The sequence below is a fragment of the Novosphingobium sp. HII-3 genome, from assembly GCF_002916655.1.
In the GTDB taxonomy this organism is placed as follows: Bacteria; Pseudomonadota; Alphaproteobacteria; order Sphingomonadales; family Sphingomonadaceae; genus Novosphingobium; species Novosphingobium panipatense.
The window spans coordinates 44,368-56,290 of sequence record NZ_PPSM01000015.1; the positions used below are offsets into that span (position 1 = coordinate 44,368).

6 protein-coding genes are annotated in these 11,923 nt (G+C 63.8%); all 6 read right to left on the minus strand.

The window, feature by feature from the left end; translation table 11 throughout:
- Positions 1–85: 85 nt before the first annotated feature.
- Complete coding sequence (locus tag C2R25_RS07750) at positions 86–3,211, minus strand: glycoside hydrolase family 2 TIM barrel-domain containing protein (RefSeq protein ID WP_233203824.1); 3,126 nt, start codon at positions 3,209–3,211, stop codon at positions 86–88.
- Between the two features lie 114 nt (positions 3,212–3,325).
- The gene (locus C2R25_RS07755; RefSeq protein ID WP_103728671.1) at positions 3,326–5,602 is read right to left on the minus strand and encodes a DPP IV N-terminal domain-containing protein; all 2,277 of its coding nucleotides are present in this window, start codon (positions 5,600–5,602) and stop codon (positions 3,326–3,328) included.
- 67 nt (positions 5,603–5,669) lie between these two features.
- Entirely contained in the window at positions 5,670–6,668 is a 999-nt protein-coding gene (locus C2R25_RS07760; RefSeq protein ID WP_103728672.1) for a 4-hydroxyproline epimerase, read from the minus strand.
- A 10-nt stretch (positions 6,669–6,678) separates the two neighbouring features.
- A complete protein-coding gene (locus C2R25_RS07765) occupies positions 6,679–7,587 on the minus strand; it encodes a dihydrodipicolinate synthase family protein (RefSeq protein ID WP_103728673.1) in 909 nt (302 codons plus the stop codon).
- Positions 7,588–7,765: 178 nt separating this feature from the next.
- Positions 7,766–10,579: a DUF885 family protein gene (locus tag C2R25_RS20915; protein ID WP_103728674.1), complete on the minus strand. Its 2,814-nt coding sequence runs from the start codon at positions 10,577–10,579 to the stop codon at positions 7,766–7,768.
- Between the two features lie 6 nt (positions 10,580–10,585).
- Positions 10,586–11,791 (minus strand): DUF6805 domain-containing protein, encoded by a 1,206-nt coding sequence (locus C2R25_RS07775; protein ID WP_233203825.1) that lies wholly within the window; start codon positions 11,789–11,791, stop codon positions 10,586–10,588.
- Positions 11,792–11,923: the final 132 nt, after the last annotated feature.

An 11,923-nucleotide genomic window follows, 5' to 3' on the forward strand; every position in this document is an offset into this window, starting at 1 on the left:
ATCCCCCCCGGCAGCCCGACGGCCTCCGGGGACGCACTGCAAAACAGGGGACTGCTCCGCCTTTAGCGGCGGAAGCGCGGGAACTTCAGTCGCCGGGCCTGCCAATCGTGAAGGACCAGGTGACCGACTTCAGGGGAATCCGAAACGGCATATGAGGCCGTCCATCCAGGTTCCAGCCGGTGTCACCTCCCACCCCCGCCTGTGCCGCGTCGATCAACAGCGTGCCGTTGCCCTGTGAGCGAATGGCGGAACTGCGCCTCGTGCCGGACGGCTTCATGGCGAGGTCGGCGTAAGGAAACGCCAGCGCGTTCACCGACAGAGGCTGCTCGCCGGTCACCCGCAGGCCGCTGCCACCACCGCTCAGTTCCAGCCACCGCACGTCGCTCTTGTTGCCGCTTTCCTGCGGGCGCGCATAGTCATGGTACTGATCTGCCAGACTGCCGCTCCAGCGACCGACCATGCCCCCGGTCTTGCGATCTGAGTACGTCTCGTGCGGCCCCCGGCCGAACCACCGTACCTGGTCCAGCGCCGGAGAGGTCTGGAACGCAAGGCCGAGGCGTAGCGGGTCCGGCAGCGTGTCGCGAAGGGGGTCGAAACGGACGACGGCACGCGCGGTCCCGTCGGGCTGCATGGTCCAGCGGGTCTCCACCTTAACCGATCCGACGCCCATGTCATGGCGCACGACGATGCTGTTGTCCTCCCTTGTCACCGCTTCGACGCGGCGGTGTTCCGAGAAGTGCTGCCACATCGCGTGAGTCTTCGGGACACCCGCTCCGATGTCGTTGTCCGTCGGCGCACGCCAGAAGTTCGGCGCACCACCCGTGAGCAGCGTGCGACCGTCGCGATCGTAGCGGATAACAAGCCCGGTGTGTCTGTCGATCTCGATCACCGTGCCGGCAGCGGAAAGCGCCAGCCCTTTTTCGGTCTCCTGCGGCAGGACGGAACCGCGGTGCTCCAGCAGCGACCTGTGCTCACCAAGCGCAAACTGCTCCCACCCGACGACGTGGCCAGCCGGCTGGGTCGGCACTGTACCCTTTTTCGCACGCGCTCGCAGCGTCAGCAGTCGCTCGGCCGTCGTGTCGACGGCGACAGGAAGCTGCAGTTCCAGCGCCCCACTTTCGCCGGGGTCGACGTGCGGCGCCCGCAATACGCCCCTGGCGGTCTCGATTCCGTCTTCTGTCACGCTCCAGTCGAAGGTGAATCCCGACAGGTCGATATGGTCATGCCGATTGACGACGAGGTAACGCTCGCCCTCCTTCGTGAAGGTCACCGGTGCCTGTACATGCGCCAGTTCATAGTACTCCGGGTCCGGCGTACGGTCTGCCTGTATAACGCCGTCGCCAACCGGGCTTTCGTCCGTGTGGATGCCTGGTGTCTTTGGATCGGGATCGAAGTCCACCCCCTGAGCCCAGTAGGACCGTCCGTCCTTGTCCTTCAACAGCATGGTCTGGTCCACCCAGTCCCACACGAAGCCACCCTGTAGCTTGGGATGGCTGCGCATCGCCTCCCAGTATCCTGCGATGTCGCCAAGGCTGTTGCCCATTGCGTGGGCGTACTCGCAAAGGATCAGCGGCTGCGTGAAAGCGGGATCCCTGGCATAGTCGATCATCTTGGGCACGTCGTCGTACATGGGGGCGAAGATGTCGACGTAGCTGTTCACCGGGTGGCGCCAGTTGCTCATGCTCCACCCGAGAAAACTGACGAGGCGGGTGGGATCGTTGGTCTTCACCCACTTCGCTGCGGCTTCGAAGCTTTCTCCGATCCCCGTCTCGTTGCCGAGCGACCAGAAGATGATCGATGAATGGTTGCGATCGCGCTGCACCATGCGCGCAACCCGGTCCAGGTGTGCGATGCGCCACCTGGGATCGTTGCCGAGCAGGAGCGAGGGATCGTTGCCATGCTCCTGCGAGAGACTGAGGTAGCCGTGGCTTTCGATGTTGGCTTCGTCCATCACGTAGAGGCCGTATTCGTCGGCAAGCTCATACCAGCGCGGATCGTTCGGGTAATGGCTGGTGCGAACGGCGTTGACGTTCGCCGCCTTCATCAGTTCGATGTCCCGGCGCATGACCTCCTCCGGCACGATGCGGAAGGTGTGCGGGTCATGTTCATGCCGGTTCACCCCCCGGATCATGATCCGCTTGCCGTTAACCCGGACCTCTCCGCCGGCCACCTCGACGGTACGGAAGCCGATGCGCCGGCTCGTCGCCTCGACCAGCCTGCCCTGCTCGTCCAGCAGTTCGACAAGGAGCGTGTAGAGGTTGGGCGCTTCGGCGGTCCAGGTGCGGACGTTCGGCAGACGGGCCGACGTCACCAGCGTACCTTGCCCTGATGCCTCGCGTACGAGGATGCGCCGTTTGCCGTCCAGAAGCGTGGTGCGTACGCCCATGGCGGCTGGACGACCACCAAGGTCGACCGCCACCTTCAGGGCGCCGGTGCGGTAATCCGCCTCCAGCCCGGCATCGATCACCAGATCGCGAATGTGAGTCGGCGGCGCGGCATAGAGCGTGACGCTGCGTTCGATGCCGTTGACGCGCCAGAAATCCTGGTCCTCAAGATAGCTGCCGTCCGCAAAGCGGTAGAGTTCGACCGCCACCGTGTTGCGGCCCGGTCGCACATGAGCGCTCACGTCGAATTCGCTGGGGAGCTTTGAATCCTCCGAATAGCCGACGCGCTGTCCATTGACCCAGACATAGTAAGCAGCGCCGGCCGCTCCGATGGTGAGAAGCATCCGCCGGCCCGCGAAGTTCGCAGGCACGGTGAAGTCGCGCCGGTAGGAGCCGACCTCATTCAGGCCATGATCGATCTTCGGCTGGTTGCGCGGGAATGGATAACCGCTGCCGATGAAAACAGGCTTGCCATGGCCTTCCGCCTGCAGGATGCCGGGAACCTGCATGGTGCCCCAGCCGGAGACGTCGTAGTCCGGCCTGAAGAATCCGGCGGGGCGGGTTTCCGGGGTAGCCGACAGCTTGAACTTCCATTCTCCGTCCAGCGAAAGCAGATAGCGGGACTTTCTGGCGTCGCGCGAGAGAGCGGCGGAAGTGGTGTCGAAGCCCGTGAAGGTCGTGTGCATGGGCTCCGCGCCCAGCCGGACGACTTCGGGCTGCTCCCATTCGGCCGTGCCTCCCTCGTTGGCGAGTGCTAGCGGCATGGCGACCGACTGCAGAAGACTCACGCCAAGCGCCGCCACGCTTGATCGAACGATAGGGCGCATGTCGGTCTCCTTGGTCAGGCATCGCGGTGCCCTGTGAAATGTTGCTCGACCGCCGCAAAGCCATCGTAGAACGCGATGTCGGCGCGTCATCCGTCACGCCGACAGCCGCCTTGCTCAGTCAGGCTGAAGGGACTCTATGAAGAACTCTGCCTGACGCCGGGTGATGTAGTCGATCGGGCCGCTCGACCGGCCGACGCTGTGTTCGCCGCCCGGAACAATCAGGAGATCGAAGTCCTTGTCCGCCTTTATCAAGGCATCCACCACCTGCAGGCTGGAAGCGGGATCCACATTGCTGTCCTGTTCTCCCACTATGAGGAACAGCTTGCCCTGCAGCCGCGCCGCATGATCCACGCCGGAAGCGGCCGCGTAGCTCGCGTCCACCGGCCAGCCGAGCCACTGTTCGTTCCAGCTGATCTTGTCCATGCGGTTGTCGTAGCAACCGTTGTAGGCGACCCCGGCCTTGTAGAAGTCCCCGTGGAACAGCAAGGCGTTGAGAGTGCTCTGGCCGCCGGCAGACGCACCGTAGATGCCGACGCGGCTGACATCGTACGAAGGATCCCGAGCCGCCATCGCCTTGTGCCACAATATCCGGTCGGGAAAGCCTGAATCCTGCAGGTTCTTCCACGCTACGTCCTGGAATGCCTTGGACCGGTTGGCCGTGCCCATGCCGTCTATCTGAACGACGATGAACCCGAGATCGGCCAGCGCCTGCATCCCGATCACCTTGTCGCCGCCCGAATGGTAGCCGAACGGCCAGAACTGCTTGGGCACGAAGCTGTCGTGAGGCCCGGCGTAGATGTTCTCGATCACCGGGTAAGACTTGGCGGGATCATAGTCCCTCGGACGGACGACCATGCCCCAGATATCCGTTTTCCCATCCCGCCCCTTGGTGGAGAACACTTCAGGGGGGCGGAAGCCCGCTGCTGTCAGCCGGGATATGTCGCCTTCCGTGATGGTCGCCACCGCGGCGCCGTCCGAAGACTGCCGCAGCACGCTGACATTCGGAACATCGACGCGAGAATAGGTGTCCACCAGGAAGCGTCCGTCGGGCGACAGGGTTGCCGTGTGATCGGCCGCCTCAGGGGTCAACGGCGTGAGATTCCGCCCGTCGAAGTCGACCCGGTAGTAGTGGCGGAAATAAGGATCCTCGCCGTTATTCATGCCGCTAGCGGCGAACCAGATCTGCCGCTTCGCCTCGTCCACCCGCACCACCTCGCGGACGACCCAGTCACCGCGTGTGATCCGGTTCTTCACGTGACCGGTACGCCCATCGATGAGGTACAGGTGATTCCAACCATCCCGCTCGGATGCCCAGATGATCTCGTCACCGGATCGGCCAAGCTCGTGCGCGAAGCGCCGATCCGCGTAGACGAACGTGTCGGCTGCTTCGGTGACCGCTGCGTGAGCCTTGCCGCTCGCCGCATCGACGGCGATGATCTTCACCTCCTGGTGCCCGCGCCGCACATAGTCGAAAGCGACGGTTCGACCATCTGGCCGCCATCGCGGCGCGGAGAGTTCGTAAGCGTTCGGAAACAGTGCGGGATCGATCATCGTCTGCCGCCCGGTTTGCACGTCGAAGAGCACGGGCTGCTCCACATCCACGGCATCACCGGGCTTGGGATAGAGCTGCGATCGAACGACCGGTTGTATCTGGCCCTCAGGAGCCGCTTCTACCCGCACGACGCGGCGCTGGTAGCCGGGCCGCACCCTATAGATCATCAGGTAACGGCTGTCCGGAGACCATGCGATCGTTTCCGGATCATAGAAGTCTCCCGCCGATCCGTCCGTGCTGAGTTGCACCATCGCACCGGTTTCATTTCGGCGAATGACGAGGTTATCGCCCTGGACGAACGCTTCCTGACGCCCGTCCGGTGCAACACGCGGGTGATTGTCGGCGGGAACGGACAGATCGCGCACAACGCCGAAACCCCTGGGCCGTCCAGCTTCGCGCTGGCGCGCGCAGGAGTAGGCCACGATGGAGCAACGCCAACCCTGCTCATCCAGATAGAACGCAATAACCTGCCGGTCGCCTTCGTAGCGGAATTCCGCAAAGGGGAGCCGCAAAGCTTCCACGGGTCTGCCGAGGACGCGGGCAAGTTCGCTCGCGAGCCGCCGGTGATCGAACGCGGGCGTCTTGGCCAGAGTGTCCGCATTCACGGTCTCAAACGCAAAGCCGCCTTCAATGGTCTTGCGGTACGTGAAGGCTCGGGAATCCGGCGTCCACTGCGCCGGCCAGGCGATTTCGCGCGTGAGGTACTGCCACTCCTCGCGCAGCTTCACAGACCTTTCGATCTCCTCTCGCGTGGGAGCAGCGGCGGCGGGAGAGAGAACTGCAGACAGCACCGCGGCAAGAACGCCAAACGAGCTTGAACGGCGGAGCGAACGCGGCATACAGACCTCTCACGGGAAAAACGCATGGAGTGCCAGGCCCCCTACGCGGCGGGCCTGGCGCATCAGATCACTTGACCTGGAACCCGGACCAGAACGGGTCTTCACGATCGATCCAGACCGTGTTGAAGCCGGTCGCGATCGCCGAACCTTCGATCGACGGAATGATCGCCGGCTGGTCGCCCAGCGTGACGGCCTTTTCCACGCGGCCGATGAACCGGCTGCAGATGTAGCTCTCGTGTACGAACGTGTCGCCGACCGAGAGCCGCTCTGTCGCCACGAGATGCGCAAGCCGTGCCGAGGTGCCCGTGCCGCAGGGACTGCGGTCGATCGCCTTGTCTCCGTAGAAGACGGCGTTGCGCCCATCGGCCCCTTCATGCTTCGGCTTGTCCGCCCACAGGACGTGGCTTACGCCGCGAATGGTCGGATCAACGGGATGGATGGGCTCGAACTTCGCCCGTACCGCTTCGCGCACACGGCCGCTGAGATCGATTATGCGCGCGGCGCCAAGATCGTCGAGACCGGTGTAGCCGCCCTGCGGCTCCACTATGGCGTAGTAGTTGCCGCCGTAGGACACGTCGACGGAGAGAGTGCCGATACCCTCCACGTCGATCGCGATGCCTTGTGCGGCTACATAAGCCGGGACGTTGGTGATGCGCACCGAAGTCACCTTCGGGCCTTCCACCTCATACGCGATCTCGATCGTCCCCGCCGGAACCTCAACCCGCAACCGGCCCGGCAACGCAGGCTGGATCAGGCCATGTTCAAGGCCGAACGTCACGATACCGATCGTACCGTGGCCGCACATGGGAAGGCAACCACTGGTCTCGATGAACAGGATGCCCACGTCGTTCGCCGGGTCGACCGGCGGATAGAGGAAGCCGCCCGACATCATGTCGTGCCCGCGCGGCTCGAAGCAGAGACCCGTGCGGATCCAGTCGAAGCGTTCGAGAAAGTCCTGTCGCCGCTCGGACATCGAGGCGCCCTTCAACAGCGGCGCCCCGCCCGCCACCAGGCGGACGGGGTTACCGGCTGTATGGCCGTCGATGCAGAAGAATGTGTGCCGCATCGACGTTCCTTCAGCGGGTGGGGGTCAGGTCAGGCCGCGTGGCAGCGGCCTTCTCGACCATCGCGATCACTTCTGCGCGGCGCTCTCCCTCAAGCACGTAACGCGGGGGCAGCACGCGCTCCGAACCGCGACCCATGATCTCTTCGGCCAGCTTGATCGACTGGACGAGGTCATGCTCCGCGTCAAGGTGAAGGAGCGGCATGAACCAGCGATAGATCTCCAGCGCCTTGGCATGATCGCCCCGCTCGAACGCGGCGACGAGCTCGACCGACTCCTTGGGGAAGGCGTTGGTGAGGCCCGAGACCCAGCCCTGAGCACCGAGGTAGAGACCCTCGAGAGCGACATCGTCGAGCCCGGCGAAGAGCACGTAGCGCTCGCCGAATTCGTTGCGGAAATCCGTGAAACGGCGAGTGTCCGGCGCGGACTCCTTGACGGCGACGATGTTGGGGACGTCCACCAGCGCGCTCAGCACGCCCTTGTCGATCACGGTGCGGTATGCCGGTGGGTTGTTGTAGAGCATGATCGGCAGTCCGACCTGCTCCGCCACGCCCTTGAAGTGCGCCACCAGCTCATGCGGCTTGGTCACGTAGACCATGGGCGGCAAGAGCATGAGACCGTCGGCACCCGCTCTTTCCGCTGCCTGGGCATAGCGTACGGCACGGCGCGTGTCGTATTCGGAACAGCCGGTGATGACAGGCACACGGCCATCGACGACTTCCACAATCGCGGAAAGTACCTGAACCTTCTCCTCATACTCGAGCGAGTTGTTTTCCCCGACGGTGCCCAGCGCGATGACGCCTGTCACCCCATCACGGATGAGGTCGTCGACCACCCGCTGTGTGTCTGCCAGGTCGATCGAAAGATCCTCCCTGAGCTGCGTGGTGACTGCGGGAAAAACGCCTTTCCATCCGATTGCCATCGATATCCGTCCTACGTTACAAACTAGATATCGTATACGATATTCATGAGGCATTCGCAAACGCAAAAAGCGCCTGTCACAAAGTTCGCAGAGAGGGTCCATGCCGCCGCGAGCGAGAGAAAAGGGGCGGATGCGCAGCACCGCCCCTCCCGTAGAAGCCCTCTGCTGAACGTGAAGTCTATTCGTCTGCGTAGGGCCCCTTGCCGCCGTCCGCGATAAAGCGATCGACGCGTTGCTCAACCACTGTCAACGGCACTCCGCCAAGCTCCAGCATCGCATCATGGAAGGCGCGAATATCGAACTTCGCGCCGAGCGCCTTTTCGGCCTTTGCGCGCCCGTTCACGAAGGCCAGTTGGCCCATGTAATAGGACAGCGCCTGTCCCGGCCATGAGATGTAACGATCCACTTCGGTCTCGATCTCGTGATCGGAAAGGGCCGTATTCTCGCGAAGGTACGTCTGCGCCTGTTCCCGGCTCCACCCGAAGGCGTGGATACCGGTGTCCACCACAAGGCGGGATGCTCGCCATGCCTGGTAGCTCAGCATGCCGAAGAGGTCGTACGGCGTCTCGTACATCCCCATGTCCTCGCCAAGTGCTTCCGAATAAAGCGCCCATCCTTCACCGTAGGCGGAGAGATACGTCTCCCGTCGGAAGGCCGGCAGATCCTTGTTCTCCGCCGCCAGCGGCATCTGCATCGCGTGGCCGGGCGCGCTCTCGTGCAGCGTCAGGGCAACCTGCGAATAGAACGGCCGGCTCGGCAGGTTGTAGGTGTTGACGAGGTAGATGCCCGGGCCACCCCGCCCGCCCGTGTAGAAGGGGGCAATTTCGTCCGGGACCGGCTTGATCGCGAAGCGGCTGCGCGGGAGCCTGCCGAAATACTGGTCGGCCTTTCCGTCGAAGGTCTTGGCGATCCATGCGGCACGGTAGAGCAGTTCGTTCGCCGTCTTGGGATAGAACTGAGGATCGGTCCGCAGAAAATGCAGGAATGCCTTGAGGTCGCCCTGGAAGCCGACCTGCGCCATCACCTCCGCCATGCGGCCGCGAATGCGGGCCATCTCGGACACACCGATCTTGTGGATCTCCTCGGCGCTCTTGTCGAGCGTGACGAACTCCTGGATCTTCGCACGGTAGTAGGCCTTGCCATCGGGCAGATGATAGGCGGCCAGGGTTTTGCGCGCGCCCGTCTCGTACTCGCCACGCATGAACGACAGCAGCTTGGCGTGAGCCGGAACCACACCTTGCGTGATCAGCGTGCGCGCTTCCGCGCGCAGCCGCTCCTGCTCGGCCGCAGGGATCGTGGCCGGCATTTCCTTGAGCGGCTCGTAGAAGGGGGACTCTTCTGCGGTCCTGGCGTTCGCGACACGTTCGATACCCTTGTCGCGGCCGGCCAGCGTGACATGGGGCGCCGTGAAGCCACGCTTCAGGCCGGCGCGCATGTTCTCGATCTGCTGATCGTAGTAGCGCGGTATGCCGCGCAGCATCTCGATATAAGCCTCGGCCGCCTCCGCATCCTTCAGCGGGTTCCTGGCCCACTCGGTCAGGTCACCCCAGAAGCTGGTATCGGCGTTGAACGGCTTCTCATAGTCGCGGTAGCGTTGAGACGCGAGAAGCGCGTCGATCTGCCCCTTGTAGACCGCAAAGTTGACGCGGTTCGCCGGAGAGAGATCCTCCTGCCGTATTGTGGCCAGTTGCCGTTCCACCTTCTCCCAGCAGGCGAGGCGCTCCGCCTGCGCCTCCCGGCCGATGTCAGGCAGAGAAACCTTGGCGTCCCTGGGCGTATCCTCGCACGGACCAACCTGGTTCTGACGCCACGTGAACTCCGCCGAGGAAATCGCCTCGAACATCGCGTCGGCAGACTGCACTTTCGCCGCAGGGGCCGAAGTGACAGGTGCGGAAACCGCTACCATCGGCGCAGCCATTGCGGCACCGGCAAGGAGGACGGCACCTCCAAGGGACTTCTTCACACTCTTCCCCCTTTCAAGAACCTCAAGAATTTCAGTGTGGAGCTTGCGCGGGATGCGAAGCCCCGCCACTTCGGAATGCGCCCGCGCGGCCAGACGGCGCGCGCCGGGCAGACGGGCGCCCTGCTCCTCGATGGCGCCGAACATGGCTTCGGCCCGGCGCAGATGCTCTTCCACTCCAGCGCCGAGGAAACCGGCGGGATCGATTGCGACAATCAACTCTCCGCCAAGCGGCGACCCTCCGCGCCCTTCATCGGCGGCAAGTGATTCCGCGCTGGTCATGTCGCCTATCAACGGCCCGGCAAGAAGTTCCACCATCGCGGCAAGCGCCGATCCCTTGTGCGCACCGAAGGTTCGCATGGCTCCTGCCAGCACCGCCTCCGCGTTCGTTGAGGGATTGCCATCGGCATCGTAGCCCCACTCGGAAGGGATCGGTTTGCCAGCCCTGCGATGAAGCTCGATCTCTCCGCGCGCAACCACGCTTGTGGCGAAATCGAAGACGAACGGGGGCCTGCCGGGGCGGGGCCAGCCGAACGCGATCGGATTGGTCCCGAACACGGGCCTGGTGCCGCCTTCGGGGGCAACCCAGGCGTGGCTGGGCGTGAAGGCGAGCGCCACAAGCCCCTGCTCGGCCAACGCTTCCACTTCGGGCCACAGAGCGGCGAAATGGACCGCATTGTTTATCGCCAGCGCCGCGATGCCAAAGCGCCTTGCCTTTTCGATCAGCAGGGGTGCGCCACGCTCGAAGGGCAACTGAGCAAAGCCACCACCGCCGTCCACCCGCACGAGAGCGGGTGCAGGCTCACTGACCTGCGGCACGGCATCGGGCGCAACGACGCCTCTCTCCACCGAATTGGCGGCGACCAACAAGCGGTAGAGGCCATGCGAGGTGCAGCCGTCCCGTTCACCGCGTACCATGGTGTCCGCCACGGCTGCCGCATGATCCGGGGCCAGTCCCCACGCACCCAGCACCTCACGCGCCAGTTCATCCGCTTCGGCGATGCTGAGCGCGACGTCTTCCACAGAACTCATCGCGGGTTACTTCCTGGCTTTAAGGATGCGCATGCCGAACACCGGGCCCGCCGTGGTCCGGTCATGGGGAACGACGCGGATGCGGACCTTCGACTTGCCCTTCGTGAGACTTTCCGGAATGGCGTAATCGACATCGAAGAACGTGCCGGGCGCTTCATGCGCGAGACGCTGCGTTGCGATCTTCTGACCATCGAGAAGGATATCGAAAGCGCGGGGACGTTCGTCGCCCCAGTAGGTCGCCTGAAGGGTAAGAGGCCCCGGCTGCACCTTCATGCTGAAATCAAAGAAGCCGCCGGACCGCGCATCGCGCCCGTTACGGCCGCGATAGGACACGGGGTAGGATATCTCCGAAGTGAGATCGTGATCACGCTCAGGCTGCATTTCCCCCAGATGCATGATGTCGATCGAGCGTTCGGCCAGATCCTTCTGCCGCGCCTGTTCGGCAAGGAAGGCGGCCTCTTCCTTCTTCCAGCCGGCCTCGCTGAAGCGCTTGAAGTAGACCGCGCTGCGACGATCGTACTGGCTATAGAAGGGAACGAAGGTCATGTCACCGGGACGGATGACGCCCTTCGCGAGGAAACGCGGACGGTCGGAAACCTGCGGCACGAAGCTGGCGAGGAGGTTTTCGCCGACCATCGCCGGTTCCACGCCGACCCAGTCCTTCTCCGCGGGACCGAGGTCCGCCGCCATCACAAGCGGGCCGCGTACGACGGCGACGACATCGGTGGAGCCCTGCGCCGGCTCCAGACGCAGATCGAGCGGCAGGTTCAGGGCTACGACGTCTCCCTTCTTCCAGCGGCGCTCGATCATTGCATAGCCGTTGGCGGTGGTCACGGGCACAGCCGAGCCGTTCACCGTCACCTGCTCCCGGCCCCGAGCCCAGGCCGGGATGCGCAGCGCCATGGCAAACGCACTCTGCCGTGCCTGGTCGATCGCGATCCGGATGTCTGACTTGAACGGGTACTGGGTATCGAGTGACAGGTTCACCCCCTTCTCTTCCCAACGCGCGGTGGAAGGAATGTAGAGGTTCACGAACAGGGTATCGTCGCCTTCCCAGAAGATGGACTCGCCATGCTTCGCGTGGCTTTCCATGCCTGACCCGACGCAGCACCAGAATTCTTCCCCGCCCGGCTCGGAGTATCCGCGCGCAGTGCCGCTCATCATCGGGGTCATATACGTGAAACCGCCCGTCGCGGGGTTCTGCGCCGACATGACGTGGTGTGGAGCGGCGTGCAAAATTGACCCCCTTAGCGGGGTGATCGGCGTCTAAAATTGACCCCCTTCATCTCATCATGAGAAGCGCCGCCGTTTGGGTTCCGGACGGCGGGTACAGGGATGTTGGTT

Coding starts and splice junctions, on each gene's coding strand:
- C2R25_RS07750 (WP_233203824.1), bottom strand. CDS start 3,211: ATGCGCCCTATCGTTCGATCAAGCGTGGCGGCGCTTGGCGTGAGTCTT.
- C2R25_RS07755 (WP_103728671.1), bottom strand. CDS start 5,602: ATGCCGCGTTCGCTCCGCCGTTCAAGCTCGTTTGGCGTTCTTGCCGCG.
- C2R25_RS07760 (WP_103728672.1), bottom strand. CDS start 6,668: ATGCGGCACACATTCTTCTGCATCGACGGCCATACAGCCGGTAACCCC.
- C2R25_RS07765 (WP_103728673.1), bottom strand. CDS start 7,587: ATGGCAATCGGATGGAAAGGCGTTTTTCCCGCAGTCACCACGCAGCTC.
- C2R25_RS20915 (WP_103728674.1), bottom strand. CDS start 10,579: ATGAGTTCTGTGGAAGACGTCGCGCTCAGCATCGCCGAAGCGGATGAA.
- C2R25_RS07775 (WP_233203825.1), bottom strand. CDS start 11,791: ATGTCGGCGCAGAACCCCGCGACGGGCGGTTTCACGTATATGACCCCG.